The sequence below is a fragment of the Exiguobacterium acetylicum genome, from assembly GCF_022170825.1.
Taxonomy (GTDB): Bacteria; Bacillota; Bacilli; order Exiguobacteriales; family Exiguobacteriaceae; genus Exiguobacterium_A; species Exiguobacterium_A acetylicum_B.
The window spans coordinates 588,419-615,408 of the sequence record NZ_CP081878.1; the positions used below are offsets into that span (position 1 = coordinate 588,419).

Annotated in this window: 28 protein-coding genes; 20 read left to right on the forward strand and 8 right to left on the reverse strand. The window is 45.3% G+C overall.

Annotation, left to right across the window (positions count from 1 at the left end; all coding sequences use genetic code 11):
* Window positions 1-28: 28 nt before the first annotated feature.
* Window positions 29-667 (reverse strand): CHASE3 domain-containing protein, encoded by a 639-nt coding sequence (locus K6T22_RS03045; protein WP_238238854.1) that lies wholly within the window; start codon window positions 665-667, stop codon window positions 29-31.
* A 198-nt stretch (window positions 668-865) separates the two neighbouring features.
* Window positions 866-1,735: a YitT family protein gene (locus tag K6T22_RS03050; RefSeq protein WP_238238855.1), complete on the reverse strand. Its 870-nt coding sequence runs from the start codon at window positions 1,733-1,735 to the stop codon at window positions 866-868.
* Between the two features lie 136 nt (window positions 1,736-1,871).
* Between K6T22_RS03050 and K6T22_RS03055 the strand changes: the two genes are divergently transcribed.
* Together K6T22_RS03055 and K6T22_RS03060 are read left to right on the forward strand one after the other, a co-directional pair.
* On the forward strand, window positions 1,872-2,474 hold the full coding sequence (locus K6T22_RS03055) for a hypothetical protein (RefSeq protein ID WP_238238856.1): 603 nt from the start codon (window positions 1,872-1,874) through the stop codon (window positions 2,472-2,474).
* A 183-nt stretch (window positions 2,475-2,657) separates the two neighbouring features.
* On the forward strand, window positions 2,658-3,494 hold the full coding sequence (locus tag K6T22_RS03060; protein ID WP_238238857.1) for a formate/nitrite transporter family protein: 837 nt from the start codon (window positions 2,658-2,660) through the stop codon (window positions 3,492-3,494).
* Window positions 3,495-3,529: 35 nt separating this feature from the next.
* On the opposite strand, the gene K6T22_RS03065 is transcribed toward K6T22_RS03060, so the two are convergent.
* Window positions 3,530-3,949 (reverse strand): YkvA family protein, encoded by a 420-nt coding sequence (locus tag K6T22_RS03065; protein ID WP_053452266.1) that lies wholly within the window; start codon window positions 3,947-3,949, stop codon window positions 3,530-3,532.
* A 98-nt stretch (window positions 3,950-4,047) separates the two neighbouring features.
* Between K6T22_RS03065 and K6T22_RS03070 the strand changes: the two genes are divergently transcribed.
* Window positions 4,048-5,271, forward strand: a complete 1,224-nt coding sequence (locus K6T22_RS03070; RefSeq protein WP_238238858.1) for an aminopeptidase — start codon at window positions 4,048-4,050, stop codon at window positions 5,269-5,271.
* Between the two features lie 55 nt (window positions 5,272-5,326).
* Here the strand turns inward: K6T22_RS03070 and murB are convergent, their stop codons facing one another.
* Complete coding sequence (murB, locus tag K6T22_RS03075) at window positions 5,327-6,238, reverse strand: UDP-N-acetylmuramate dehydrogenase (RefSeq protein ID WP_238238859.1); 912 nt, start codon at window positions 6,236-6,238, stop codon at window positions 5,327-5,329.
* A 248-nt stretch (window positions 6,239-6,486) separates the two neighbouring features.
* Here murB and K6T22_RS03080 point away from each other — a divergent pair, with 248 nt between their 5' ends.
* From K6T22_RS03080 to K6T22_RS03095, 4 genes are all read left to right on the forward strand, one after another.
* Entirely contained in the window at window positions 6,487-7,002 is a 516-nt protein-coding gene (locus K6T22_RS03080) for a GNAT family N-acetyltransferase (protein WP_238238861.1), read from the forward strand.
* Between the two features lie 14 nt (window positions 7,003-7,016).
* Window positions 7,017-7,502 (forward strand): GNAT family N-acetyltransferase, encoded by a 486-nt coding sequence (locus K6T22_RS03085; RefSeq protein WP_238238863.1) that lies wholly within the window; start codon window positions 7,017-7,019, stop codon window positions 7,500-7,502.
* 29 nt (window positions 7,503-7,531) lie between these two features.
* Complete coding sequence (locus K6T22_RS03090) at window positions 7,532-7,891, forward strand: hypothetical protein (protein ID WP_238238865.1); 360 nt, start codon at window positions 7,532-7,534, stop codon at window positions 7,889-7,891.
* Window positions 7,892-8,003: 112 nt separating this feature from the next.
* Window positions 8,004-8,939 carry a hypothetical protein gene (locus K6T22_RS03095; protein WP_238238866.1) on the forward strand — a complete coding sequence of 312 codons (936 nt, stop codon included), beginning with the start codon at window positions 8,004-8,006 and terminating at the stop codon, window positions 8,937-8,939.
* Here the strand turns inward: K6T22_RS03095 and K6T22_RS03100 are convergent.
* Window positions 8,928-9,767: a GNAT family N-acetyltransferase gene (locus tag K6T22_RS03100; RefSeq protein ID WP_238238868.1), complete on the reverse strand. Its 840-nt coding sequence runs from the start codon at window positions 9,765-9,767 to the stop codon at window positions 8,928-8,930. The two genes, K6T22_RS03095 and K6T22_RS03100, sit on opposite strands and share 12 nt — an antisense overlap.
* A gap of 140 nt (window positions 9,768-9,907) precedes the next feature.
* Between K6T22_RS03100 and K6T22_RS03105 the strand changes: the two genes are divergently transcribed.
* The gene (locus tag K6T22_RS03105) at window positions 9,908-10,171 is read left to right on the forward strand and encodes a hypothetical protein (protein WP_238238869.1); all 264 of its coding nucleotides are present in this window, start codon (window positions 9,908-9,910) and stop codon (window positions 10,169-10,171) included.
* A 103-nt stretch (window positions 10,172-10,274) separates the two neighbouring features.
* Here the strand turns inward: K6T22_RS03105 and K6T22_RS03110 are convergent, their stop codons facing one another.
* Window positions 10,275-11,186, reverse strand: a complete 912-nt coding sequence (locus K6T22_RS03110; RefSeq protein ID WP_238238871.1) for a hypothetical protein — start codon at window positions 11,184-11,186, stop codon at window positions 10,275-10,277.
* 144 nt (window positions 11,187-11,330) lie between these two features.
* Here K6T22_RS03110 and nfsA point away from each other — a divergent pair, with 144 nt between their 5' ends.
* The 5 genes from nfsA to K6T22_RS03135 all read left to right on the forward strand — a co-directional run bounded on the left by nfsA (window position 11,331) and on the right by K6T22_RS03135 (window position 15,347).
* A complete protein-coding gene (gene nfsA / locus K6T22_RS03115) occupies window positions 11,331-12,077 on the forward strand; it encodes an oxygen-insensitive NADPH nitroreductase (RefSeq protein WP_238238873.1) in 747 nt (248 codons plus the stop codon).
* A gap of 15 nt (window positions 12,078-12,092) precedes the next feature.
* On the forward strand, window positions 12,093-13,334 hold the full coding sequence (locus K6T22_RS03120) for an LCP family protein (protein ID WP_238238874.1): 1,242 nt from the start codon (window positions 12,093-12,095) through the stop codon (window positions 13,332-13,334).
* Window positions 13,335-13,489: 155 nt separating this feature from the next.
* Window positions 13,490-14,200, forward strand: coding sequence for an NAD(P)H-binding protein (locus K6T22_RS03125; RefSeq protein ID WP_023467211.1), 711 nt, complete (start codon window positions 13,490-13,492; stop codon window positions 14,198-14,200).
* A gap of 146 nt (window positions 14,201-14,346) precedes the next feature.
* On the forward strand, window positions 14,347-14,892 hold the full coding sequence (locus K6T22_RS03130; protein ID WP_238238876.1) for a TlpA family protein disulfide reductase: 546 nt from the start codon (window positions 14,347-14,349) through the stop codon (window positions 14,890-14,892).
* Window positions 14,893-14,894: 2 nt separating this feature from the next.
* Window positions 14,895-15,347 carry a hypothetical protein gene (locus K6T22_RS03135; protein ID WP_238238877.1) on the forward strand — a complete coding sequence of 151 codons (453 nt, stop codon included), beginning with the start codon at window positions 14,895-14,897 and terminating at the stop codon, window positions 15,345-15,347.
* A 91-nt stretch (window positions 15,348-15,438) separates the two neighbouring features.
* Here K6T22_RS03135 and K6T22_RS03140 read toward each other — a convergent pair whose 3' ends face one another.
* Complete coding sequence (locus tag K6T22_RS03140; RefSeq protein WP_023467214.1) at window positions 15,439-15,648, reverse strand: DUF3006 domain-containing protein; 210 nt, start codon at window positions 15,646-15,648, stop codon at window positions 15,439-15,441.
* A 259-nt stretch (window positions 15,649-15,907) separates the two neighbouring features.
* Window positions 15,908-17,284, reverse strand: a complete 1,377-nt coding sequence (gene nhaC, locus K6T22_RS03145; RefSeq protein ID WP_238238878.1) for a Na+/H+ antiporter NhaC — start codon at window positions 17,282-17,284, stop codon at window positions 15,908-15,910.
* Window positions 17,285-17,797: 513 nt separating this feature from the next.
* Here nhaC and argC point away from each other — a divergent pair.
* From argC to argF, 7 genes are read left to right on the forward strand one after another with little or no spacing between them, the layout of a single operon-like run.
* Window positions 17,798-18,829, forward strand: coding sequence for an N-acetyl-gamma-glutamyl-phosphate reductase (gene argC, locus K6T22_RS03150; protein ID WP_238238880.1), 1,032 nt, complete (start codon window positions 17,798-17,800; stop codon window positions 18,827-18,829).
* A 30-nt stretch (window positions 18,830-18,859) separates the two neighbouring features.
* Window positions 18,860-20,077 carry a bifunctional glutamate N-acetyltransferase/amino-acid acetyltransferase ArgJ gene (gene argJ / locus K6T22_RS03155; RefSeq protein WP_238238882.1) on the forward strand — a complete coding sequence of 406 codons (1,218 nt, stop codon included), beginning with the start codon at window positions 18,860-18,862 and terminating at the stop codon, window positions 20,075-20,077.
* The gene (gene argB / locus K6T22_RS03160; protein WP_238238884.1) at window positions 20,074-20,847 is read left to right on the forward strand and encodes an acetylglutamate kinase; all 774 of its coding nucleotides are present in this window, start codon (window positions 20,074-20,076) and stop codon (window positions 20,845-20,847) included. The genes argJ and argB overlap by 4 nt, the downstream gene beginning before the upstream one ends.
* Entirely contained in the window at window positions 20,813-21,958 is a 1,146-nt protein-coding gene (locus K6T22_RS03165) for an acetylornithine transaminase (RefSeq protein WP_238238886.1), read from the forward strand. The genes argB and K6T22_RS03165 overlap by 35 nt, the downstream gene beginning before the upstream one ends.
* The gene (locus K6T22_RS03170; protein WP_238238887.1) at window positions 21,955-23,013 is read left to right on the forward strand and encodes a carbamoyl phosphate synthase small subunit; all 1,059 of its coding nucleotides are present in this window, start codon (window positions 21,955-21,957) and stop codon (window positions 23,011-23,013) included. Before K6T22_RS03165 ends, K6T22_RS03170 begins: the two co-directional genes overlap by 4 nt.
* Window positions 23,003-26,035 (forward strand): carbamoyl-phosphate synthase (glutamine-hydrolyzing) large subunit, encoded by a 3,033-nt coding sequence (carB, locus tag K6T22_RS03175; RefSeq protein ID WP_238238889.1) that lies wholly within the window; start codon window positions 23,003-23,005, stop codon window positions 26,033-26,035. Before K6T22_RS03170 ends, carB begins: the two co-directional genes overlap by 11 nt.
* Window positions 26,032-26,961, forward strand: a complete 930-nt coding sequence (argF, locus tag K6T22_RS03180; protein WP_238238890.1) for an ornithine carbamoyltransferase — start codon at window positions 26,032-26,034, stop codon at window positions 26,959-26,961. Before carB ends, argF begins: the two co-directional genes overlap by 4 nt.
* The last annotated feature ends 29 nt before the right edge of the window (window positions 26,962-26,990 follow it).

Consider the following 26,990-nt stretch of genomic DNA (forward strand, 5'->3'; position numbering starts at 1 on the left):
AAAAGCGCAGCAGAAGCTGCGCTTTTGTTTATTCTAGAGTCGATTCGTTTGGCTCGACGGGAGCGAATCGATGGAAGAAAAAAATCGTGGCACTAATCAATAAAAAGGACAGAATGGAGAGACCAAGACACATCCACTTATATGTAGCAATCAAGGAATCTGATTGTTGCAATTGAGATTGGAGCGTTTTGTACAAATCATCTTTCACACGGGATAAGTCTTCGAGAATCGTTTGAGTCGTCTGAGTCGACTGTCGAGCAAGACGTTTTGCAGCCGTCGGACTCTGACGCTCATAGACGACAAAGACCCGTTCAATCTCGGACTCCCAGACATTGTTACGGCGAAGGAGATCTTTGATTGTCCCTGGAGTAGTCGGTGATTGATTCAGACTGTTGCGCAAATCATGAATTTTAGAAGTTGAAAAGTAATATTGTTCGATGTAACGATTATCTTCATACAATAAGAGACCACGGACCGCATTGGCACGATCCCGATTGTGTTCAACCAACTGGTCCACTTGATTGATTAATGGTATGTCATGATCTTTCATTTGCTCTGTCATCGCTGCAATCGTCCGATAACCGGATAGAGCATAAATGATCGGGATAGAAGCGAATAAACTGATCAAGAAAATCAGCAGAATACGCTGACGCCAAAGTGAGTGCATGCAATCATTCCTTTAAAAAATAGACATGTCATAAGCTTAACTACTATCGCCAAAAAAGTGAAGCCTGTCTATTTTTTGAATAGGGATAGGGAAATTGAATAGTCAATATTCCAAATAAAAAGCAGGAAAGCTGGTGCAATACGAGAAGCAATCTTAAAGTAGATGAAAAGAAAAAGCACAGCTAAGCTGCGCTTGATATTAGAACGAATAGGAATGTTCCTTGTAATTTCCGAAAACCGTATGAATTTCTGAGAATGTAACGAATGCATTGGGCTCGACAGAGGAGACGATTTCTTGCAAGCGTACAATTTCGTTATTTTGAACAACGACATAGACCATTTTTTTCGTTCGGTTGGAGTACCCGCCTCGTGCATCAAGAATCGTAACACCACGTCCGAGTTCTTTTGTAATGACTTCATTGATCTCATCTGCTTTCTCGCAAATAATGATACATTGCTTAGAAGCAGAATAGAAACTATAGACCGTTTGAAGGGCTTTAGCACGAACGAAGCTCATGATGAGAGCGTACATAACGTGTTTCAGATCGAAGACCCACCAGACAAGAATGTAGATGACAAGATCTTGCATCAGAAATATACGAGGAAGAGGCCAGTTATGAAAACGAGCGAAGAAAAACTTTCCAAGAATATCGAGTCCGCCGGTAGAGGCGCCACCAAAGAAAATCAATGCCATTGCAAGACCAGAGACTAGACCGGCAAAGATGGAAGCAACAAGCGGATCATTTAAAGATTCTGGAACGATTTGAGTCGGAATCCAGTCGATTAAAAAAGAAGAAGCAATAACGATGATGCCGGATAAGAACATGAATCGCTTACGTAGAAAACGGAAACCTAAAATGAAGAGTGGGATGTTTAAAAGTAATTGCGTTAAACCGATCGGAGTGTGGAAGAGCTCTTGCACAACGAGCGTGATCCCCATGATACCACCTGATCCGATATCATTTGGAGATAGTAGTAAACTGATGTAAAGGGAATAAAGCAATGTACCGATGATTAAAAAACTGATTTTTTCAACTCTCTTTTTCTGTGGGTGTGTCGTAGTAGTCATGGCAATATGATGAGTGACCTCATGCTCCTCCTTCTGTGAGTATCTGCATGCAAGAGTACGCCCATATGCATAAAATTTCAACCCTTCTTATGAAAAAAGATGAAAAAGGGTAAGTTTTTTTAGGAAGGTGATGAAAATGAAAAAAACGTTCTTGATTATTGGGTGTATCTGTTTAGGAATACTGGTTGGTATTCGTATTTTTCAACAGCCAGATGAAGAAAGTCGAACGTCTATTTGGCATGATGGTGATCTCGTAGCGAGACAAGTCGGTGCTTCGATGATGAATACGGTAGCGGTGCGTCAATTAGCCGAACAACTACCATTCTCATCTGAATTAAAACAGGTAGATGTCGAAGGAGAGTCGTTGCGGCTCGCCTATGACGTCACAGGGAAAGAGCGGCGTGCTTGGATTGGAACCGATACCGGTACGTTACAAGTGAATCAGGATTTTTTAAACGCGCAGTTATCCAAAGTACTTATGCATCATACGCTTGTATTATTTTCAACGATTCCCGACTTGAACAATCTCGAAATTCATTACATCGATCCTTATTCACGTGCTGATTTTAAGATAGACCGGAAAGCATTCGATGCGTATACGCCAACTGATATCGAACGGTCTACTTCATCTTCGAGACGTTTTAACCGTGTTGTCATTGATGGATATGTACTAGATGAATCAAGACGACAAACCTTTTTCGAACGTTTCGCCTCTGGACTTTCGATTCAAAATAATTAGTTGTATAAAACAAGAAAAGGCATTTTTCACAATCTCGACACAATGATATCGTTTACATCTCGTTCTTTTATGAAAACGATAAAACAGGTCTATTCAATACTTGAACATCTTTTAAGATGGAAGTATGATAATAAATGAACAGACATTGTGAAGTGTTGAACAAAAGAAAGAGAGGTTTCTACGATGAACGAGGTAGAAGCATTAGAAGGATTACGGAATAAAGCAGTCAAGTCGACGCGTATGTTACAAGTGCGTCCTCTCGAGTATTTAGTTCGTGCTATGCTAGCAGGTATTTTCATTGGGTTTGCAATCATTTTTACCTTAAAGGCAATTAACGGTCTATATATGGCGGAGTCACCTGTTGCGACACTTGTCGGCGGATTGACATTCGGAGTAGCACTTGTCCTGATCGTTTACGGTGGGGCAGAACTATTTACAGGGAATACGATGTATTTCACAACGGCAACGATGCGTGGCTATACAACAAAGATGGATACGATGAAAGTTTGGTTAATTTGTCTGATCGGGAACGGACTCGGAGGGCTAGCGTTCGCGCTACTCTTTTCTCAAACAGGCATCATACAAGAGCTTGGTATGAACAACTGGTTATTTTCTGTGTCAGAGACGAAAATCCACCATACGACGTGGGAAATCTTCACGCGGGCAATCTTCTGTAACTGGATGGTTTGTTTAGCGATATTCATTCCAAAAAACATGAAGAATGAATTAGCGCAGATCATGATGATGATGGTACTTGTTGCAGTATTCTTTGCTTCTGGATTTGATCACGTCATCGCTAATATGGCATTGTTCTCAATTGCTTTAGTCGTGCCACATCCGGATACGATTACGTTTGCGGGAGCGATGCATAACCTGTTGCCAGCTTTGGCTGGGAACATTATCGGTGGAGCAGTCTTTATGGGAATGATCTATACATGGCTGAATAAAGAAAAACTAGAGGTAGATGAATCGCGTCAATCCACGACACCGGTTCATATTGCTTCGAAGCAAAATGCATAATCAAAAAGCAGCTGTCGCGACAGCTGCTTTTTCGTTCATTCCATATGTTGAAAGCGATCGACATCTGCAGCCAATTCTTCATAGATCGTTTCGACGATTTGAGCATCATCGAAGAGCCCGAGGACGTTATCGTCCGGTAAGGCGTCAACAGGAGACGTGAAGTAGAGAACAGCCGTTAATAACAATTGTTCCTGCTCCGTATGCATTTCGAATTTTTTCTGGTACAGAGCACGAAGCATTTCAAGCAATTGTTTTAATTGGAAATAGAGAACGAGCTCTGCCTCGCGTTCGATATCCGAGCTTTCTGTAGACGCGATATCTTGTGTCAGGTGTGCAAGTCCAATCTCTGCTCGAACTAACAGTTCTTGTTGTGCTTTTTCATCACCAACGAGGTCGAGTGCCTGTCGGTGAAAATACGTATAAGCCGATTTAAAATCTCCGGGTGTGAATTCCATGGTGATGCCTCCTTCTATTCTTCTTCTAGTTTCGCCTTATTTCTTGCAAAATTGCAACTATTTCGTGAAAATAAAGATACAAGAAAGGGGATTACATAATGCCGACACAAGCAGAATTACAACAGTACGCGTCTTTAGCAGTACATACAGGGATTAATCTACAGCCAGGACAACAACTCGAGATACGAGCAGGAATCGAGAACTTACCGCTTGTCCGTGAAATCACACGTGTCGCCTACGAAGTAGGAGCTACGCAAGTATATGTACAATGGTCTGATGATGAGATGACGAAAATCCGCTATTTCGATGCACCGGAAGAGTCGTTTGATACGTTCCCTGATTGGTTAAAAGCACGTTATGATCAATTGGCAGAAGAAAAGACAGCGTTCTTATCGGTCGTCAGTGAAGATCCAGATTTATTGAATGGCGTTGATTCGAGTCGAATCGCACGTGCGAACAAAGCGGCCGGCGTTGCGCTCGCCAATTGGCGTAAGTTCGTCATGAGTGACAACGTAAGCTGGTGCGTCGTAGCAGCTCCTTCTGAAAGCTGGGCAAAAAAAGTGTTCCCTGATTCAGACAAACCGGTAGATGAACTATGGACGGCTATTTTAAAGGCAACACGCGCTGATCAAGCAGATCCAGTTGCTGCCTGGGCAGATCATGATCATAACCTACGTTCAAAAGCAAAATTCCTGACAGAGAAGAAATACAAAACATTGCATTACACAGCTCCAGGGACAGAGTTGTCAATCGAATTACCAGAACGTCACGTCTGGTTAGGTGGCGGTGGTCCAAATGCAGATGGTGTTGATTTCATCGCGAATCTGCCGACCGAAGAAGTATTCACGTTACCGAAAAAGACAGGCGTCAACGGTCATGTTTCGAGTACAAAACCACTCAGCTACAGCGGAAACTTGATTGATGAGTTCACGCTCTGGTTCGAAGATGGAAAAATCGTCAAAGCAGAAGCAAAACAAGGCCAAGAAGCACTTGACGATTTGATTTCACTTGATGAAGGTGCGCGTTACCTTGGAGAAGTCGCGCTCGTACCACACCGTTCACCGATTTCAGACTCGGGTATTTTATTCTACAATACACTGTTTGATGAAAATGCTTCATGCCACTTAGCGATTGGACGAGCGTACTCGACGTGTCTCGAAAATGGTCCAAGCCTCTCTGCGGAAGAATTAGAAGCACAAGGTGCGAACGACTCGATGACTCATGTCGACTTCATGATTGGGTCAGCAGATCTATCGATCGAAGGAGAACTTGCAGACGGAACACGTGAATCAGTCATGCGTGACGGAAACTGGTCAATTTAAACGAACAAAAAGGTGAGTCCGAATACGGAACTCACCTTTTGTATAAAATTATTGGTTACGCTTCTTCACCAATGATTTTCACTTCAGTCTCAAGTAAAATACCGAATTTTTCTTGAACGGTTTCTTGTACATGGCGAATGAGCGCGATATAGTCGGATGCTGATGCATTCTCGACGTTGACGATGAAACCAGCGTGTTTCTTTGAGACTTCAGCACCACCGATGCGTGTTCCTTGTAAGTCACTATCTTGAATCAACTTACCCGCAAAATAGCCTTCGGGACGTTTAAAGACACTACCACAAGAAGGGTATTCGAGTGGTTGTTTTGTTTCCCGCTTATGCGTTAAATCATCCATGACTTCCTTGATTAATGCCGGATCACCTTCTGTTAAGGCAAATCGACCTTCAAGGATGATGTATTCTTTCTTTGAAAAACAGCTCGTCCGGTATCCCAGTTCGAGTTCATCATGCGAAATATTCAACAGTTCGCCTTGTCGTGTCAAAACGGTCGCGCTATGCAAGCAGTCTTTGACTTCGCCACCATATGCACCTGCATTCATGATCAAAGCACCGCCAATCGTTCCTGGAATCCCGCAAGCGAATTCAAGACCGCTGAGCTGATGCGCGTAAGCTACACGAGAAGCTTCGATGATCGCTGCGCCACTTTGAGCGACAAGTTCGTGTCCCTCGACCGAGATGTCGGTTAACTTCTCGAAGGAAAGGACGATGCCGCGAATACCGCCGTCGCGGACGACGAGATTCGATCCATTTCCAAGCAACGTCAAAGGAATACCTTGTTCGTAAGCATATCGGACGACAAAAGCCGTTTCCTCATAAGAAGTTGGAATGATAAATAAATCCGCGATTCCACCCATTTTTGTATACGTATGATATTTTAAAGGCTCATTGATTAGTACGGACTCTTTTGAAATGCCTTCATACAGTCCTGTCATTACTTGTTCAGTCATTATGGTCTCAGTCCTTTTCATGAATTCCTACCCAGCGCTCATGCGCTCAAAATATATTTTAACATTAATCGTGCAGTCGTTGTTCAACATACTGTTCCCAAAATACCGACTTATGCCGGGAATTGCAAGCACTAGGGAAGGAATGTCATCGATTAGTAATGAAAAATGTCACACGGAAAGCATAGTCATGAAGAGGAATGAAGCGAAAAGAACTCGGGAAAAGGGAAGTATAAAAGGAGGCGATCACGATGGAAAGTGAACGTTTGTGGATGCGGCCGTTCGAAGAAGAGGATTTCAGTTTTTATAAGTCGCTTGTCCAAAATGAACGTGTCATGCGCTATATCAACGGTGGTGTTGCCTTAGGCGAAGAAGAAGCGAGAGAATGGTTTGAACGGCAATTGGAACGCTATGCGGACGAACGACAAACTGGATTTTTATTGTTATTTAAAAAGGAAACGGATGAACCGATTGGTTTCGCAGGTTTACTCATCCAAGAAGTCGATGGAATTGAAGAACTAGAAGTCGGTTATTGGCTCGAACCGAAGCATTGGAAAGTCGGTTATGGTCGCGAAGCAGCAAGATGCTTGATGATCGAAGCATTTAATCGAGGGCATGACCGGATTATCTCAATCATTCATCCCGACAATCATGCTTCTCAGAATGTTGCACGAGCAAATGGACTGAATTGGGAAAAAGATACGATTTTTAGAGATATATCCGTCACCATCTATTCAGGACAATTATCGCGACTTTGTCGTAACTAAAGAGGAGAAATTTTATGTACGAATTTACATTCGAAGCTTTTCATCACATGACACCAGATACACTCTATGCACTCTTAAAACTACGAACAGATATCTTCGTCGTCGAGCAGAACTGCGCTTACCCGGAACTAGATGATCAAGATCAACAAGCGACGCATCTGATTGTACGTGATGACAGTGACCGGATTGTTGGGTGTCTTCGGATGTATGATCATCCGGAAAAAGGAACAGCGATTGGACGGGTAGCCGTTCACCGTTCTCATCGTTCTGTTGGGTTAGCAAGACAAATGATGCAAAGAGCCATGACTCATCTACAAGCGGAATCTGCGATCTACTTACAAGCACAAGCACACTTAGAAGGGTTTTACGGATCGTTCGGTTTCCAGACCGTATCCGAACCTTATTTAGAAGATGATATTCCTCATGTGGACATGCAGTTTCACGTAAATGATTTGAAAAAAGACTTCACGTCGTCGCTGGATGAACCGATGAATAAGTAGAATGAACTTTTCTCGGAGGTGGATCAGTCATGAAGAAAGTGCTGGTCATTTTCGCTCTTAGTTTAATCGCTATCTTATCTTTAGGAGTCGGTATTTCGTATGCTCAATTGCAAGGGAACTACCGCGATTCTGAAAAAGAATTGATGGCGATTTTAGAGCGGCAACATGATTTATCGGCTTCCTCCTTTCTTGAAGTGCGCGCATCCTTTTCTTTACAACATCGACAAATCATACACGTTCGTCTTCGTGGCGAGCCTGCTATCACGTACGAATTCATTCAACCGAAGGATGAAATCGAATATCATGGGTCTGTCGGGACAAGTGTTGAAAAGACAGGGAAACAAGATGCCGTCTTTCGAAACGCTCATCTAAAAGTCGGTGAAAAATAAAAAGTGGAGAATCTTCCTGAAACAACGGAAGATTCTCCACTTTTTGCTTTCAAGACGGTAGGATATTGCGTACACTACGAAGAGATACTGGAATGAGGAGGTTGAGGGAATCATGTGGAAACCCTTTACGAAAAATCAATCAATTGCACCGGCACTACAAGCCTTCCGAGAGCTTGACGTCGAAGCATTTCGGATACATGTTGCTCAACTAAATGATGTAGAACAAAAAGCTTTACAGTTTATTAAGCGATCACTAGAGGAGGATTCACTTGCTCATTTAAAATTAGCGCTTGAGATGAAACAACCACTCGTCGAGATCGACCGTCTGTTTCAAGTGCTCGTTACTTGTCAAAATCGTCACCAATTACTTGAAATGCTACTAGCATACGGTCTTGACGCCAATCAAGTCCATACACTTGAAGGTCATCGTTCCATCGTCAGGCAACCCCTTCGCTTTCCGGTAGGTCTATATGCGGCGCGTCATCCGGAGCTCTGGGCACTTGTCGCTGAAACATTGGATTTCACCTACACGATGCATCTTCAACGCAGTGATCAATTCATGGAAACACATGAATTAAATCTACTCGACCTCGTCTTATTACTCGATATCGAAGAAGAGTTGACGACTGACGTGCTTGATCAGCTCAGCGAATGCAAGGCAACCGTTGGACTTGCAGAACGATTGCAGCGTCCGTCTTCACCGTTGTTGTTGAAGACCATCGAGGTAGATGCCTATCTTCCGACATTTGTTTACGCTAAACATTACTTTCCATTCTATGCGTTAATTGGACGGCAAACGAGCCTGTTCCCCTCTTTATTAGATCGTGTAATGGAAGAGGCTGACTCCGCTAAAGTCTGCGAGGATGCCTTGCTCGCTTTTCATAACCATCAACCTGGACTCGCTCTAACATGGGGAGACGCCTACGTCGAACAGTTATACGAGATGGGTCTAGTACTTCGTGAAATGGGTCATGTTGACTTTGGGAGAATGGATGCGGAGTATGTGTTACCTGAATACAGAGCGATCGTCGACCGATTAAATGATTAACGGAGGTTGATCCGTACTGAACGTATGCCAATGAGAGGTTAACTGGATATCGCAAAACATCGTGGGGTGATACAGTCGCAGTACATCTTGCTGTGTCGAAAGAAAAAAGACTTCAAATGTTTGAATGTTTGTACGTCTTAATTTTTCTTGAAACGTGTGAAGTATGCGGCTACCATATCCTTGACGTCGCAGTTCAGGTAGACAAGTGATTTCAAGAAGACGGATGTTCTGACCTTGCTTTTGAAACAAAAGTGTACCGACGATCAGTTGTTTATCATAGACTAAATAAGGAATGGCTTTTTGTTGAATTAACTTTTCTAAATCAGAAACCGTGTGAGGGAAGAAGTGCTGTGCTCCTTGAATGGCATCGTTACGAAGCGCAAGATAAGTATCTTGATTCTTTGCATGAACAGCTTTCAGACGTAGGGTGGCAGGTTGTCCGTCTGAGAGTCCGATTAAACGAAATTGTTCGGCATATAAACGATAACCAAGCTCTTTCCAAATCGAGGTTAAAGAAAGATCATGCGGCGGGGAAACTTGTACATGAATCCGTTGACATCCTTGTCGAATGACATGTGTATGTAAAGAAATAGCCAGACGACGAAAGGCTTTGATATCATGAAAGGCACCGTTCGTAAAGTGAGCGACGTCATGTATGACATGATACCCAAGCGTGGCTTGTACCTGACCGGATTCTAGGTAAATCCATTGACAATCTTCAAGAGGCTGAAAAAATGAAAAATCATATGCCTTTTGGTGGTACTGCAGAAGTTGATGGACGTGTCGCCTTTGAACATGAGACAATTGATTATAATAGACAGCAGGCAAATTAAGTTCCTCCTTTAGCAAAGTGAAGATGAAAGCATCTTGCTTTTATATTACAGGAAATAAAAGGTATTTATATATTCTGTTTCAAATAAAAAGTAGATGGATTCCTGAAGATAAGAAAGAATCGAGGCAAAAATATCATGAAGTATCTCTGGATCGTCATTGGCTTATCGGGATGGCTACTCAGCGTAGATACGTTAGTAGTAGAAGCACGCGATTACGATGAACCGGGCGTGAGTAGTTCGACGACATATGGCAGTTATGGAACGGAAGATCATATCATCGTTGATCGGAAAGAACCGATTTATGAAGGATTTGATTCACCGAACGACATGGCATTCTTATTTGCTTGTATTGCTTTGCTAGCAACGGTTGGGCTTGGAATCGTCAATGCTTCCGATTGAGATGAATCTCTCTAAGTAATTAGAAACAAACAAAAAAGTAAGTGGCGAGTATATCGCTACTTACTTTTTTGTTTGTCACGAATGGCTAGGAAGCGAATGTTCCTTAAAAATGAATTCGTTTTTTTCGACCGACGCGTGCCATTCGTTCATGCTCTTGTTCAAGTCCGGCACGCTCGAGGAGATCAAGATAATAGCGGAAAGGAGTCGAACGATGCGAAAAGTATGGAATGTACTCTGTAAAAAGCATCGTCTCTGCTCGTTCTAACGCTCGTAGCGAGATGAGGGCATGCAATTCCGCAAAGCGAATTTCTTGATAGGTGGACAAAGCATCTGCATCAATTCGAACATGTGCTTGTAGTTTTTTCGCATGTGTGTTCAGGCAATTGATGTACGCTTCTTGATGCTCTGCTTTCTCGCAGTGGGCAAGTACAGCAAGTAGAAGATCACTACGCTCGGTGTCAACATCCATCGGGACTTTTAATGCGGTGTAGAGAGCACGTTCCATCCATTCGACACCGTGACTATCATTTTTGTAATAGCCGACCAATTCTTGAAAAAAGTCAACTTGAGAGACTTTTAATAATCGAAAGGGGTCATTACTTAAAAATAAAGGTTCTTCCCCAGCAGCTGACGAAAGAAGAAAGAAAAATTCTTCAAAGGCAATCCGAGTTCCATTTTTTCGATGGGCATAGTGGCGCAAATGCTTGAGCAGACGCTTTGCGGTGATATACCAATTCTTTTGTTCGCGAAGTGGTACGATTGGATTTGGCTCAAGGTACTGTAAGTCGTATGCTAATTGAACGAACCGTTCCGTCTGAGCAATCGTCTGTTCGACAGTTGGTTGTTCTTGTTCTTTTTGCAAATCCTTGTACTTCATGAACTGTGTCAACATGGCGTCAAACTCTTTTTCTTCGATGACTTGTCTCGGGAGTTGACGATAGATTTCGACGATGATATCGCGAAGGGTCGTATCGCCATACTGTTCCAGTAAGAGCCGCAGTTTCCGTATTCTCATGATCGCCCTCCTTCGCAAAAAAAGCACAGTACAACACTATTCATTTCCCGCTTTTTTCATAAACCGAACCTCTTCATTTGCGCTTTTTAGTCAGAGACGACTATCTTAAATAAGAAGACTCATTACAGAAGGGGACGATTACACATGAACGAAACGATTCAACATTTACTCAATCACCGGTCAATCCGGAAATTCAAACAACATCAATTGGACGAAGAGACGATTGAAACACTCATAAAAGCCGCGCAGGCTGCCTCGACCTCATCTTATCAGCAAGCCTATGCGATCATCGGTGTCGAAGACGAAGGATTGAAACGACAATTAGTCGATGTCGCAAGTGGTCAACAATACGTGGCAGAAAACAGTTACTTCTTCGTATTTTGCATGGATTACCATAAACATACGTTAGCAGCAGAACTAGCAGGAGGCGATGTAAGCCGTACGATTGAGACGACGGAAGCACTTGTCGTAGGGGCTGTCGATGCGGGACTCGCTGCTCAAAATTTAGTCGTAGCTGCTGAGTCGCTCGGATACGGAACAGTCTATATCGGCTCTCTGCGAAATGATGCCCGACGTGTCAGCGAATTGCTACATCTTCCGGACCATGTCGTACCATTTTTTGGAGTCGCCGTTGGTCTTCCGGATCAACAACCCGGTAAAAAACCCCGCCTTCCGATGGATGCGGTCTTCCACCGGAATACGTATACTGATGACGATACGATGCGTGAGCTACTGACACAATACGAAGAGTCGACGTCATCGTATTACGGAGAACGGACCGGCGGTCAACGGACTGAAGGGTGGGTCAAGCAGATGGCAACCTCGATGCATGAACCGAAACGGACGTATCTTCGCGAATTCTTGAAAGAGAAACAAATCGCAAAAGATTGATACGGAGGTATCTGGATGGCAGAACATCAACCACAGCGCTCCCGCTTGGAGCGACGACGTATGCAGTTAGAAGAACAGGCTAGACAAGAAGAAGAACAGGCTAGACAGGAAGAGGCTTTTTCAAAAGAGTACACGCCGAACGAACCATTTTCTCAAGAATCATTCGGGAAGCAGCAAGAGCCGGTTACGTATCATCGATATGTCGAAGAGCAATCGAGAGATCGAAAAAGTACATCGGGTCGTTCCGGGAGCGGTATGCTTAAACAGGTCGCACAGATGATCGGGAGTGCCGGTTCACGATTGTTCGCTAATCAGGAACGCTCGAGACGTTCGAGGACGGCTAACCGGTCAGAGCGATCCGCGCAGGCGAGTCCTGATGTATCTTCGCGAGAAGCAAAGCCAAAAAAAATCAAGAAAAAACGTCGTATTAAACGAAAGATTATTGGACTATTCTTGCTGTTACTGATCGCGTTCGTTCTTTTTGCATCCCAACCGTTTACGTTCTTACTGATCGGTAGTGATGCACGACCAGGAGAATCATTGCGGGGGTCACGTTCGGATTCACTGTCGGTCATGCAATTCATCCCACTTTCTAGAACGATTCAATTGACATCGATTCCTCGAGATACGTATACACCGATCTCTTGTGAGAATGGAAAGAAGGATAAAATTACGCATGCCTTTGCCTTCGGCGGCGAAGAGTGTACGCAAGATGCCGTTTCGGGTCTACTCGATGAAGAAATCGATGGAAAGATCGTCATCTCTTTCGATAGTTTCATCGGATTAGTGGACCAAATCGGCGGAATCGACCTTGTCTCGACAGGGACGTTCTCCGAGCAGGATGCGAGTGGGAAAGCAAATCAGTATTCATTCCAGAAAGGAAAGGAATACCATATGGATGGTGCGATGGCACTTGCCTATTCGAGACATCGAAAAACGGATAATGATGGAGCACGTGCGAATCGTCAGTCCGAAGTCATTCAAGCTGTGGCAACACATTTATTAAAACCGACTGGCTGGTCAAAAATTCCGGCAGCGCATACGTACATGAAAGAAGAGATGAATCTCGATTTGAGTGTACGTGAGATGGCGACGGCAGGATTATCTCTTGCTTTGATGTCCGAACGAAAGCATTATGAAATCGAAGCGGTTAGCCAACGATTGAACGGAATTTTTTATGACATACCAGATGAAAAGGCGTTGCAAAAACTACGAGACCGTCTCGATACGACGTTCTATGGCACATTGAAGAACTGAAGGGGAGGGGTTTCCTATCGGTCATTGCGGGTATAAATTGATGTACGTTGCTCCTTTAGTGGATCGTTTAAGTGATATCCGAAATCGATGATTTTCGGACACGACACCCTGACATTCCACGAAGGTGACTAACTTATCGAGGAGGGACCCCCCATATGAAAGTACTAGTCGTAGGTGCATCCGGTACGATTGGAGCGCGCGTCGTCAAATCGCTTGCCAAGGGTCATCAGGTCACGGTTATCGTTCGTCACGAACATTTGGTGGAACGATTCGAAAAACTCGGTGTTAAGGCTCATTATGTCGACATCGAAACAGAACTCGAAAAAGTCATTGAGCACGGAGTCGCAGGACAGGATGCAGTCATTTGTGCGGCAACCGCAGGAGTAGATGGTGAAGCGACAGAAATTGAACTGCTGGATCGGACGGTTGCCTTAAAAACAATCGATGCAGCGAAAAAGGCGCGTGTCCGCCACTTTGTATTGTTGAGCGCTTATGGTGCAGATCGACCTGAGCAATTTAAGAAAGATGTCTATCCGTTCTATGCTGCTAAAAATGCTGCAGAAGAGCAGATTGAACATAGTGGTTTGACGTATACGATCATTTGTCCCGTAGCCATCACAACAGGTGAAGGACGTGGTTTGATTGAAGCGGATGAAGATTTAAAGGATACGAAGGACGCGACGATTTCCGAAACGGATGTCGCATCGATTCTCGTTGCCTCTGTCGATAATCGATCAGTCTTCAATCGACGTCTAGAAGTCAAGGAAGGAAAGACATCCTTGAATGAAGCTTTAGGTGGAGCAGAAGCGGTCGGTAGCGTGAAGGATAATCGTCAAGTCAAAAAACAACTACCGCGCTTTAACTAACGGTCGAATCGTTTAAGAAGTTAATCCTATAAACGTAGCGAACTCTTTTGGCATATAATGCTGAAGAGTTCGCTTTTTTGTTGATAAAAGAAGAAGGACGAAAAGAGGAAGTCTGCTACACTAAACAAAGAAGGAGGGGATTAGATGTGAAAAAAACACTGATCTATCTGATCCTAGCGACTGCTGTCATTAGTATTGCCTACCAAGGTTATCGTACATATGAAGCGAAGCAGTCGAGAGTGGAGCAACAACAAAAACAAGCATCACAAGGTGGTCTCGAAGTAGGGATGAAAGCTCCGAATCTATCCTTACGTCAAGAAGGAAAAACCATTGATCTAGACGAAATCAATCATGATGTCTTTGTCATTAATTTTTGGGCGACGTGGTGTCCACCTTGTAAACAGGAGATTCCAGAACTAAATGCCTTTGCACGACATACAGATGTACCCGTTTACGGGATCAATGTCACGACATCAGAACGACGTGTTTCGGATGTTGCGGATTTTCTGAAGAAAACACCTGTGGAATATCCTGTGTTATATGATCGCGAAGGAACGTCTGAGGATGCGTATCGTCTTGTAGCAATGCCGGCAACCTATGTATTAGACCGCAAAGGAACGATTCTCGCGAAACACGTCGGTCCTGTGACGGAACAGATGTTAAAAGAGATGGTGAAACGAACAGGAGGATGACGATGGAACTCCGATGCCGCAATTGCTCCTTTCAACAAACATTCCAACTCGGGCAACTGGATGGGTGGCCAACGTTTCCTGCTCTCTTGACGCAAGGGGTCGAAGCGTTCATGACAGGTCTGCCTCTTTGGTTCGTCCCGTCGATGCATGAACCTATCCTCCAGCGGACGTATTTGGATGACTGGAATCGTTTTCGCTTAATTCAGCACTATCAGCTTCACCAAGATGAATTAGCGGACGGGTGGGTACCACATCAATTGGATCTATATCATTGTCCGACATGCTCTCGGTTTTCGAATCGATTCTGGTGCGCATTGTTCTTGCAGCTAGATGTTGTCGAGCCACATTATGAATGTTCACATGATCAGACGGTATTGGAACGAATCGAAATATCCGATATCCACCACTTTCCTTGTCCATCTTGTTGCGTTCACTCCTTATATGTTCGTAGATAAAGCAAAAAAGCCATTCATTTCATGAGAGACTGATGAGAGAAAATTCTTCTCTATAGTCAATGCATGATATGGAATGGCTTTTTATCGATCATCAACCCATTTGCCGAAACGAAAATGTTTGAAAGGAAGAGGGTGATGAATTGCTGACATCTAACGTATAAGTTGTACCATCAAAGATAATCGTATCGCCTAACCGTGCTTCAGGTGGTAAATAACGTCGTGGAATGAAACTTGAACCATTTTCCCACAGTAGGACAGCATATTTGCCATCAAGTCGCTCCAGCGTACCACGTTTAATCATATTAACTCCTCCCACAATTACATCGAAGTCATTCCTAGGTCGAACAGGAATGTACTCTCTCTCTATCATTCTCTGTAATTTTTATTCTTATGTTTGGTATATTCCCAGTTCGTTTCATCTTTACACATAATTATTAAAAAAAACGCGATTCCAAGCCGTTTTCGTCTTAAATCTGACGTATTTAATAGGAATAAGGTAGGGAGCAGTCGGAAAAAAAAGACCCGATATATCATATCGGATCTCTAACATGAGAATAGACTTAAGAAGCGAGGGACTGTTTCGTTTCGACTTTCGTTGGACGAAGAAAAGCAAGCAAGAACGTAAACAATGGTGAAAGAAGTAAAAAGAATGCGAACGGGATGTATTCGGTTACCGGTACACCAAGAGTAGAAGCGAAGAATGCTCCAGAAACTCCCCACGGAATGAGTGGATTGACGAGTGTTCCACCATCCTCGAGTGAGCGCGAAAGGAAACGCGGATCAATCTGACGCTCTTCAAAAATTTTCTTGAATGCTTGACCCGGAAGCAAGATGGACAAGTATTGTTCTCCAGCCATCAGGTTCACACCAATCGACGACAAGGCAACCGATGAGATGATACTGCCATCGCGCTTCAGTCGGGAAACCGTCCGTTCAATGACGACATCGATGACACCGATACCACGCAAGACGCCACCGAAAGCAAGCGCGAGCATGACGAGCGAAACCGACCACATCATGGACTGCAATCCGCCTTTAGTAATGATTGCCGTGACAGTCTCACTAGACGATTCTAATTTTAAGCCGTTCTGAATGACTGCCATCCAGTTCGAGATGTTCCAGTTTCCTTGTACGAGACCTGTTAGTAATAATCCACTCAACACACCAGCAACGAGTGTTGGGATGACGGGCATCTTACGTAATGCTAACACCATGACGAGCAATGGTGAAAGCAATGTCCAAGGTGACAGGTCAAACAAACGAGCTAACTCTTGTTGCGTCGTTTGAACAGCAGACGAATCGACATTTCCACCACTACGTCCGAAGATGAAGAATAAGATGAATGTAATCGTGATGGCGGGAATCGTCGTTCCCATCATGAAACGAATATGATCGAATACGGACACGTTGACGATTCCTGGCGCGAAATTGGTCGTATCTGACAAAGGTGACATCTTATCTCCGAAACACGCACCACTGATAATAGCGCCTGCTGCAAGTGCTGGATTGACGCCTAGTGCAATCGCGATTCCCATCAAGGCAACACCGACCGTACCGATCGTCGTAAATGAGCTACCTGTAAAGGTCGACACGACCATCGCAATCAAAAGCGCACTTGGAGCGAACCAAGTTGCTGAAAGTGTAGATAAACCAAAATGAAGAAGGGTCGGCACTGCGCCACTCATCATCCAGACCGCAATCGTCATACCGACGAGCAGCATGATCAGGATTGGTTTGATTGCTTCACGAATACCTTGAATCATGTGGTGTTCGACGTCTACGAACTTAAACCCACGGTAAACGGCATATCCTGAGACGAAAATAAGACTGGACAAGATGGCAAGATGCGGTTCGGCTTTGGCACCGAATAACGCGGACAATAAGATGATGATGCTGATTCCTAGGATAGCTGCGGATTCACGGAATGACATGCGCATGCTTCCACCTCCTTAAATGAATATGAAAGTATAAAGTATGATGACTCTCTGTTACTAACACGCTTTTATGCACAAAAGCATTGAACAAACGTAATACTAACGAATATTTTGGATGGCGTCAACCATAAGAGTTTCAATGAAAAATATAAAAAAATATAAATGTGACGATTTTTTGTCGTAAACGCTTTCTTTTTTAGTTCAAATCTTGCACAATAAGAAGTATCAAATGACATTTTTGTGAACGATGAGGAGGATACATATGTTTACACTGATTTTTGTGGTGGTCGTTGCGATCATGGGTGCAGGTGTATTTGGAATTGATCATCTCGTAGCGCAACGTGCTGAAAAGCGTTAAGCGGATAGAAGTAAAAGAAGCGTTGAAGGGACTGTCTTATAGAAGACAATCGCTTCAACGCTTCTTTTTTGCATAAAAACTAATAAAAATTCAATTGACAGTATAAATATTCATATGTTTAAATCGGTATAACATTCTTCGAAGGGGAGCGAACAGATATGAAATGCACCATCATTGGAGCAACAGGATATACCGGAATTGAGCTGATTCGGTTGTTAGAAGCACATCCTTCTTTTGAAATCGTCTGCTTAATGAGTGATTCGATGGCAGGAGAATCTATGAATGACGTATTCCCGTTCATGAATAAAAAAACATACTCATCGTTATCTTCTTTTTCGGTAGAGCATTTGATGGAAACCGAGACAGATATGGTCTTCTTAGCAACACCGAGTGGAATATCGAAACAGTACCTAGAACACCTTCAAAACTGGTCCGGCTACGTCATTGATTTAAGTGGTGATTTACGACTTCCGTCTGACATATATGCAACGTGGTACAACAAGGAACCAGTAGCTGTGGACATACAAAAAAAAGCAGCTTACGGATTACCGGAATGGAATCGTCAAGCTGTTGCGGCAAGTAAATGGATCGCGAATCCAGGATGCTACGCAACAGCAGTCTTGCTGGGTCTGACACCATTCTTAAAAGAGAAAAAAATCGATCCATCTCAAATCATCATTCAAGCCTCTTCTGGTCTGACGGGAGCAGGCAAAACGTTGACGGCACAGACTCATCATGTGCACTCGAGTGAAAACGTTCGTTTGTATAAAGTGAATCAGCATCAGCATATACCGGAAATTGAGCAAGCACTATTTGAATGGACGGGATCATCGCATCCAATCACGTTCTCAACCCAACTGTTACCCATTAATCGAGGGATCATGGCGATTATGACGGTGCAGCCATTGATCGATTTATCGGAAACGGAGTGGCGATCTTGGTTAACCGACCAGTATGCGACCGAATCTTTCGTTCGTATCCAACAGACTGATCCAGAAGTGAAATCCGTCGTTGGTAGTAATCACTGTGATTTAACGGTGTATAAGGATGAACGAACGGGACGCGTCACGATCGTTTCGGTTATTGACAACATGCAAAAAGGAGCGGCCGGACAGGCTGTTCAAAACGCCAACATTCTAGCAGGATTTGATGAGATGTCTGGTTTGACCCAACAGCCGATCTACATTTAATCAATAGAAAACGAAAGAGGAGGAACGCCTGTGTGGCAAGTACAAGTAGAGACCCCGTTGACGATTACGACACCGAAGGGATTTCAAGCATCAGGAATACATGTGGGATTAAAACGAAAGCGAAAGGATCTTGGTCTGATTTGGTGTGAGGCAGGAGCGAGTGCTGCAGCTGTTTACACGACGAATCAAGTTCAGGCGGCCCCAATCACTGTGACGAAGCAAGCACTACAGACATCACAAGGACGTATACATGCCGTCCTCGTCAACAGTGGAAATGCGAATGCCTGTACAGGAGAACTAGGCTTATCTCATGCGTATATGTCGCAACAAGCGATGGCAAAAAGCTTGAATGTTGCTCCAGAACAAGTAGTGATTGCTTCGACAGGAATCATCGGGCAACCACTGGCGATTGATACGTTACTAGCAGGTATTCCTCAGTTGATGCCTTCAAATGATAGTGATGCTGCGAATGATTTTGCCCACGCAATTCTGACGACCGATACTGGTACGAAATCAGCCGGTCAACAATACATGCAAGGGGATGTCCAAATTTCAGTATGTGGTGTGGCGAAAGGGTCAGGGATGATCCATCCGAATATGGCAACGATGCTTGGTTTTTTGACGACAGATGCAACGATTGAACCGGATACCCTTCAAACGATATTGCGCCGGACGATTCATCGGACGTTCAACTGCATTACGGTAGACGGTGATAGTTCGACGAACGACATGGTCATGATTTTAGCGAGCGGAGCTGCAGGGGGAGCAACGATTGTTGAAGGTACGGACGAGGCACTAGCATTCGAACAGGCGATTGAAACGGTTTGTCAGGACTTAGCAAAACAGATTGCGCGGGACGGGGAAGGTGCGACGAAACTGATTGAAGTAACAGTGTCAGGAACACAGACGGATGAAGTAGCGCGAATGGTCGCAAAACAAGTCGTCGGCTCGTCGCTCGTCAAGACAGCAATCTTCGGGGAAGATGCGAACTGGGGACGAATCATCGCCGCTGTCGGAAGTATCGAGGAGCCGCTCGATGTCTCAAACGTCGATATCAAAATTGGTTCGCAGTGGGTATTGCAACAGAGTATGCCTGTCTTATTCGATGAAACGGTTGCGTCACATGATTTAGCGCAGCAAGACGTCCAGATTCATATCGATCTACATGATGGGACAGGACAAGGGCACGCCTATGGCTGTGATCTGACGTACGACTACGTCAAAATCAATGCGAGCTACCGGACATGACAAAACGAAAAGTGATCAAACTTGGAGGCAGTGTCTGGGAACAACTTGATACACGATACTTTGAAGAATGGAAAGCATGGGTCGAAACCGGGAACGAGCTATTGATCGTACACGGTGGTGGTCCGCTTCTATCTAGCTACTGCGAACAAGAGGGGATCCAACCCGTATTTCGGAACGGCATACGTGTAACAACGGATGGTGTCTTACTCGGGGCGCGACGGATCTTAGCAGGGGAAGTCCAATCTGGTATCGTCCAGCAGTTGAATCAGGCGGGGATTCCTGCCGTCGGGGTGAGCGGGTTAGACGGAGCAAGCGTTCATGGTAAAACGATCAAAGGACTCGGGGCAGTCGGTCAGATCACGCACATTCATCCGCGATTATTCACGGTACTGAGTACGAACGGCTATGTACCCGTCGTCACGTCTCTCGTTACAGGAGAACAAGGTGCCTTGAACAGTAACGGGGATGCGTGTGCCATTGCCGTCGCAAAAGCTTGGTCCGTTGACCGATTTGAATTGTTGACGGACGTCGAGGGTGTAAAAGTGAACGGTGACTATCAATCAGAAATCACCTCTAGAGCGATTGAAGTTGCGATAGCATCCGGGGAGATTTACGGCGGAATGATTCCAAAAGTCGAAGCGATGATGCAGGCAGCGCAACATGGCATACCAGAAGTCATCATCCGATCGGGAAAAAATGTAGCGGCTACAGGGACACGAATCAAGGAGGAATTACATGAGCGCACTACTGCCCACTTATCAACGTACTGATGTGGAATTGGTCAATGGACAAGGGTCAATCGTCAAGGATGCGACAGGAAAGACGTATCTCGATTTCATCATGGGGATTGCCGTTTGTAATACAGGACACCGACATCCATATATTCAGCAACGGCTAGAAGAACAACTGAATCAGATTTGGCATACATCAAACTTGTTTCAAATTGCGCAACAAGAGCGAGTAGCGCAGCGATTAACAGAAGACAGTCATCTCAGTCATGCCTTCTTTTGTAATAGTGGTGCAGAAGCGAACGAGGCGGCGTACAAACTTGTTCGGAAATGGACAGGCAAAACGGAAGTCGTCACGTTCAAACAATCGTTCCACGGGCGGACCTTCGCGATGATGGGCGCGACAGGACAGGAGAAAATCAAAGCGGGATACGGAGAGATGGTGAATGGATTCAAACATCTTCCGTTTAACGAGATGGAGAGCCTGTCGGCAATCACGGAACAAACAGCTGCCGTATGGCTTGAAATCATTCAAGGAGAGGGTGGTGTCGTTGTCGCTGACAATGCGTGGCTCGAAGCTTTAATGAATCAGGCGCGGCGCTACGACGTCAAAATCATCGTCGACGAAGTGCAGACCGGCATCGGTCGGACGGGCTCTCGTTTTGCGTTTGAGCAGACACCGCTCGTACCAGATATCATCACGCTTGCGAAAGGTCTTGGAAGTGGACTTGCAGTAGGGGCATTACTCGCAACGGCAGAAGCAGCTGAAGTGTTTACACCTGGATCTCATGGCTCAACATTTGGTGGGAATCCGCTTGCGATGACAGCTGCAGAGGCAACACTTGATCTTTTATTGAATGATGTTGTCATGGCAGACGTTCAAGGAAAGGGCGAATATTTACGTCAACAATTAGAAGATAAATTACCCCAGTCAATCGTCAGTTCTATTCGTGGACGTGGTTTGATGATCGGCATCGAGTGTACGATTCCCGTTGCACCGCTCATTGACGCGTTACGCGAAAAGGGTCTTCTCGTCGTCTCGGCTGGTCCTCATGTCATTCGTTTGTTGCCATCGCTGTTCGTAACAGAACAGGAACTCATGCAAGCGGTCGAAAAAATACAACTCGTTTGTCAACAGGAGGTCATCGTATGAAACAATCCGGAAAACTAACGCTTGCGAACGGAACGACATTTACCGGTTCGTGGCAAGGAACAGCACCCGTCAAAGGAGAAGTCGTCTTTTTCACAGGGATGACAGGGTATCAGGAAGTCTTGACGGATCCGTCCTATCAGGGACAGATTCTCGTCTTCACATATCCGTTGATCGGACAGTACGGCATACAAGTAGAGGCTTCAGAAAGCAAGCAGATTCAAGTCGCTGGAGTCGTCGTCCAAACCTTAGCAGAGGACGGGGAAGGGACATCGCTTGCGAGTTGGTTAAGCGAAGCGAACGTTCCCATCCTGTCGGAAGTGGATACACGTTCCCTTGTGCATCTGTTACGGACGGAAGGTGATCAATTCGGTGACATGATACAAGAAGACATGACATCCTTTGAGACTATAGACACAGCGTACATCGCCTCAGTCTCAACGACGTCAGATATCGAATACGTACCGGAAGTGGAACAAGGACATGTCGTCTGTATCGATTATGGTGTGAAGCAATCGATGATCGACGCATTGCTTGAACGTCATATGCGGGTAACAGTCGTACCGTATGATACGACACCAGAACGGATTCAAGCGCTGGCGCCGGATGGTCTTCTGTTTTCCAACGGACCCGGTAATCCGACACAACTCGATCCATTTCTTTCAGGAATCCGTGAACTAGCGACGAGCTATCCGACGCTCGGAATTTGTATGGGGCATCAAGTCCTCGCTCATGCGTTCGGCTGTACCTTATTAAAACAACATCATGGGCATCGTGGGGCGAATCATCCCGTTCGTCACTTAGCGTCTGGACAAGTGTTCATGACGTCTCAGAATCATGGGTATGCCGTTGATGCCAAAAGTATTACAACATCCGAAATGGAACTTGCGTACGAACATATCAATGATGGATCCGTCGAAGGATTGAATCATCCTACTTTACCGATCATGACAGTCCAGTTTCATCCAGAAGCGAGTCCGGGACCGACAGAGGCGATGGTCGTCTTCGATCAATTCGTAAATACCGTATTACATCAGGAGGTAGCATATGTGGGATAAACAGAAAGTACTCGTCATCGGTTCAGGTCCGATCGTCATCGGGCAAGCAGCAGAATTTGATTATTCCGGCACACAAGCCTGTCAGGCGCTTCGAGAAGCGGGATGCGAGGTCATCTTAATGAATTCGAATCCGGCTACTATCATGACGGATCCGAGCACGGCAGATCATGTCTACATTGAGGCGATGACTCTTGAAAAAGCGACGGCTATCATCGAACAAGATCGACCATCACACCTTCTAGCGACGGTAGGTGGACAAACGGCACTCAATCTTGCGATGTCACTCGAAGAAGCAGGCGTACTAGAACAATATGGTGTCGAACTTCTCGGAACGTCACTTGAGACGATCCGAGACGGGGAAGATCGCGAACGGTTCAAGCAAAAAATGATTGAACTGGCGCAACCGCTTCCGGAAAGCCAAACAATCGAGTCGCTAGCGGAACTCGAGGATTTCATGGCAGTACATGGTGTACCACTCGTCATCCGACCCGCCTTTACGCTCGGAGGAACGGGCGGTGGCATTGCCTTAACGAAAGATGAAGCCCGTCTGTTAGCACAGAACGGTCTACAAGCGAGTCCGATTTCACAGTGTCTCGTTGAAGTAAGTATCGCGGGTTATAAAGAAGTTGAGTACGAAGTCATGCGTGACAGCGCAGATACGACAATCATCGTCTGTAACATGGAAAACATTGACCCTGTTGGCGTCCATACCGGAGACTCGGTCGTTTTTGCTCCGATTCAATCGATTTCGGATCGGATGAATCAACAATTGCGGACGGAAGCGCGTAAAATCGTGTCGCATCTCGGTGTGATCGGTGGATGTAACATCCAATTTGCGATCCACCCGACGGAAGAACGTTATTTCGTCATTGAAGTCAATCCGCGTGTCAGTCGTTCTTCCGCACTTGCTTCAAAAGCGACCGGCTATCCGATTGCAAAATTAGCGACGCGTCTTGCGCTTGGCGAACGACTCGATGATTGCATCAATCCTGTCACGAAGGAGACGATGGCAAGCTTTGAGCCGACGATGGATTACATCACGGCAAAAGTACCATGCTTCCCATTCGATCTATTTGTTGGTAGCAACCGGACGCTTGGAACACAAATGAAGGCGACCGGTGAAAGCATGGCGATGGGGAAAACGTTAGAGGAAGCATTACAAAAAGCCTGGCGTGGTGCAGGAATCGAACAAGCTCCTCTTTATCCAGCATGGATGAAAACAGCTGATACCGATGCGTTATGGGAAGAAGTGATGGCACCGACGGATCGTCGTTTACTTGCGATGCTCGCGCTACTGGATCGTGAGGAGACGACCGTCGAAGAACTTGTCGAACAGACAAAGATACAAGCCTTATTCGTCAAAGTGCTCAAACGACTCGTCGATCAACAATTAAAAATCAAAACGACAGACATCTCTTCTATCAAAATTGCGAAGATGATGGGCTTCACGGACGAGCAGATTGCATTTTTGACGGGCGTCAGTGCTGTAGACATCGAGCACTTACGGAAAGAGCAAGGCATCACTCCTGTCTATCACATGATTGATACGTGCGCGGGAGAGTTCAATAGCGCAACCCCTTATTTCTACGGAAACTGGAGCGGACAGACGGAAGTCATGGCATCGACGAAAAAGAAAGTCGCCGTCATCGGAGCTGGACCGATTCGAATCGGTCAAGGCATCGAATTTGATTATTGTTCTGTTCACGCCGTGCGTGCGCTACAAACATCCGGTTATGAAACGATCATGATCAACAATAATCCGGAGACGGTCTCAACTGACTTTGAAGTTGCGGATCGCCTGTATGTCGAACCGTTGACACTAGAAGACGTCATTCATGTGCTAGAAGCAGAAGATTGCCAGGACGTGTTAGTTCAGTTCGGAGGACAAACGGGGATTGCTCTTGCGGCTGGTCTTGAGCAAGCAGGTTATCACCTTCTTGGAACGACGGCAGATGTCATTGATCAAATGGAAGACCGTGAGCGGTTCTATCAATTTTTAGACGACATCGGCGTCGAGAGAATTCCGGGGCAAGAAGTCTCGACACACGAGCAAATAATAGAAGTTGCAACAACGATTGGCTATCCGGTCATGATTCGTCCTTCTTATGTCATCGGTGGAAAAGGAATGCATATCATCCGCAATCAGCAACAGTTAGAGGAAATCGTACCGGAATTGTCATTCCCTGTTCTCGTGGATGCTTATCTTCAAGGAAAAGAAATCGAAGTCGACTGCATCACGGATGGAACAACGACGTATATCCCGATTTTGATGGAACAATTGGAACGGGCAGGGGTTCACTCTGGAGACTCGACGATGATTCTACCACCCGTATCGCTCAGCGCTACTGTTCAAGACGAAGTAGCACGGATTGCGCAGATGATTGGTCAACAGATGGCGTACAAAGGAGCGTTCAATATTCAATTCGTCCTGCATCAAGAACAGGTCTACGTTCTTGAAATCAATCCACGTGCCTCTCGAACATTGCCAATCGTCGCAAAAGTAACGGGTCAACCGATTTTGCAATGGGCAGTCCAAGCGGCAGCCGGACAAGCGATCGAACTACCGAAGGGACAGACGAAACTTAATTTCCATGCCGTCAAGACACCCGTTTTTTCAACACTGAAACTACAAGGAGTCGATCCTAAAACAGGTCCCGTCATGCGTTCGACAGGCGAAACACTTCAATGGACGACAGATGGACTCGCACTAGAGCGTTTTATTTTCGACGAGACGACAAAGCGTCATTTGACGACAAGAGATATGATCGTTGCGGGAGCGGATACAAAGGCATTCGGAGCAGGGGTGCCGTTAGACGAAACGATTGATTGGGCAAGTTGTGCCATCTTCTATTCACACGTAACAGAAGAAAAAGCGAGTCGTGCAGCGGCGCTGGCTGCTGGGGTACAAGTCTTAACAGAGCCGGAATTAGCGCACTATCACTTACAAGCGACGGAACAGACACCTTATGCTGTGAAGCCACTTCATACATGGACACAACCAATCAAGGAGGAAGTGAAATGAAGACGATGCAACAACTGCAACATTTTTTGACGATAGCGGAACTGACACCGGAAGCACTTACTGATTTATTGGTCCTTGCGAAAGACATCAAGCAACACCCGAGTAAGTATGAAGAGGTGTTGAAAAATAAAAAAGTAGCACTCTTGTTTGAAAAGGCATCGACACGGACACGTCTATCGTTTGAGGTAGGGGTCGTCGAACTAGGAGGACATCCAATCGTCCTAAGTGGAGCGGATATGCAAATCGGACGGGGCGAGCCGCTCTCGGATACGATTCAAGTCATGAGCCGTTACGTTGATGCACTAATGATCCGGACGTTCGGTCATGATATCGTTGAGACGCTTGCCGCGCATGGCACGATTCCAATCATTAATGGACTGACCGATTTGCACCATCCGTGCCAAGTGCTCGCTGATTTGCTAACGATTGAAGAGACGTTTGGAACACGGGCTGGAAAGATTTTGACGTATATCGGAGATGGAAATAACATGGCGCATTCGTTGATGATTGGTGGAGCGCTTAGTGGCATGGAAATTCGAATCTGTACACCGGCTGCCTATGCTCCCGATCCACAAGTCGTTCATGAGGCACAAGTCATCGCCAAGGAAACAGGTGGGAACATCATCGTCATGACGGATCCTAAGGAAGCAGCGAGTGGGGCAGACGTCCTATATACGGATGTCTTCGCGAGTATGGGACAAGAGGAAGAAGCGACGATGCGTTTGCAAGCATTTGAAGGATATCAGGTCAACGCGCAAATCATGGATCAAGCAAGTGATGAAGCTATTTTCCTGCATTGTCTACCGGCACATCGGGGAGAAGAAGTCACGGCAGACGTCATCGATGGTAAGCAATCCGTCATCTTTGATCAAGCCGAGAATCGTCTTCATGCGCAAAAAGCATTACTCGTTACATTACTAGGATAATTAAAAAAGATTCGATCGCTACATAAGCG

Coding starts and splice junctions, on each gene's coding strand:
- K6T22_RS03045 (WP_238238854.1), bottom strand. CDS start 667: ATGCACTCACTTTGGCGTCAGCGTATTCTGCTGATTTTCTTGATCAGT.
- K6T22_RS03050 (WP_238238855.1), bottom strand. CDS start 1,735: ATGACTACTACGACACACCCACAGAAAAAGAGAGTTGAAAAAATCAGT.
- K6T22_RS03055 (WP_238238856.1), top strand. CDS start 1,872: ATGAAAAAAACGTTCTTGATTATTGGGTGTATCTGTTTAGGAATACTG.
- K6T22_RS03060 (WP_238238857.1), top strand. CDS start 2,658: ATGAACGAGGTAGAAGCATTAGAAGGATTACGGAATAAAGCAGTCAAG.
- K6T22_RS03065 (WP_053452266.1), bottom strand. CDS start 3,949: ATGGAATTCACACCCGGAGATTTTAAATCGGCTTATACGTATTTTCAC.
- K6T22_RS03070 (WP_238238858.1), top strand. CDS start 4,048: ATGCCGACACAAGCAGAATTACAACAGTACGCGTCTTTAGCAGTACAT.
- murB (WP_238238859.1), bottom strand. CDS start 6,238: ATGACTGAACAAGTAATGACAGGACTGTATGAAGGCATTTCAAAAGAG.
- K6T22_RS03080 (WP_238238861.1), top strand. CDS start 6,487: ATGGAAAGTGAACGTTTGTGGATGCGGCCGTTCGAAGAAGAGGATTTC.
- K6T22_RS03085 (WP_238238863.1), top strand. CDS start 7,017: ATGTACGAATTTACATTCGAAGCTTTTCATCACATGACACCAGATACA.
- K6T22_RS03090 (WP_238238865.1), top strand. CDS start 7,532: ATGAAGAAAGTGCTGGTCATTTTCGCTCTTAGTTTAATCGCTATCTTA.
- K6T22_RS03095 (WP_238238866.1), top strand. CDS start 8,004: ATGTGGAAACCCTTTACGAAAAATCAATCAATTGCACCGGCACTACAA.
- K6T22_RS03105 (WP_238238869.1), top strand. CDS start 9,908: ATGAAGTATCTCTGGATCGTCATTGGCTTATCGGGATGGCTACTCAGC.
- K6T22_RS03110 (WP_238238871.1), bottom strand. CDS start 11,186: ATGAGAATACGGAAACTGCGGCTCTTACTGGAACAGTATGGCGATACG.
- nfsA (WP_238238873.1), top strand. CDS start 11,331: ATGAACGAAACGATTCAACATTTACTCAATCACCGGTCAATCCGGAAA.
- K6T22_RS03120 (WP_238238874.1), top strand. CDS start 12,093: ATGGCAGAACATCAACCACAGCGCTCCCGCTTGGAGCGACGACGTATG.
- K6T22_RS03125 (WP_023467211.1), top strand. CDS start 13,490: ATGAAAGTACTAGTCGTAGGTGCATCCGGTACGATTGGAGCGCGCGTC.
- K6T22_RS03135 (WP_238238877.1), top strand. CDS start 14,895: ATGGAACTCCGATGCCGCAATTGCTCCTTTCAACAAACATTCCAACTC.
- K6T22_RS03140 (WP_023467214.1), bottom strand. CDS start 15,648: ATGATTAAACGTGGTACGCTGGAGCGACTTGATGGCAAATATGCTGTC.
- nhaC (WP_238238878.1), bottom strand. CDS start 17,284: ATGCGCATGTCATTCCGTGAATCCGCAGCTATCCTAGGAATCAGCATC.
- argC (WP_238238880.1), top strand. CDS start 17,798: ATGAAATGCACCATCATTGGAGCAACAGGATATACCGGAATTGAGCTG.
- argB (WP_238238884.1), top strand. CDS start 20,074: ATGACAAAACGAAAAGTGATCAAACTTGGAGGCAGTGTCTGGGAACAA.
- K6T22_RS03165 (WP_238238886.1), top strand. CDS start 20,813: ATGAGCGCACTACTGCCCACTTATCAACGTACTGATGTGGAATTGGTC.
- K6T22_RS03170 (WP_238238887.1), top strand. CDS start 21,955: ATGAAACAATCCGGAAAACTAACGCTTGCGAACGGAACGACATTTACC.
- carB (WP_238238889.1), top strand. CDS start 23,003: ATGTGGGATAAACAGAAAGTACTCGTCATCGGTTCAGGTCCGATCGTC.
- argF (WP_238238890.1), top strand. CDS start 26,032: ATGAAGACGATGCAACAACTGCAACATTTTTTGACGATAGCGGAACTG.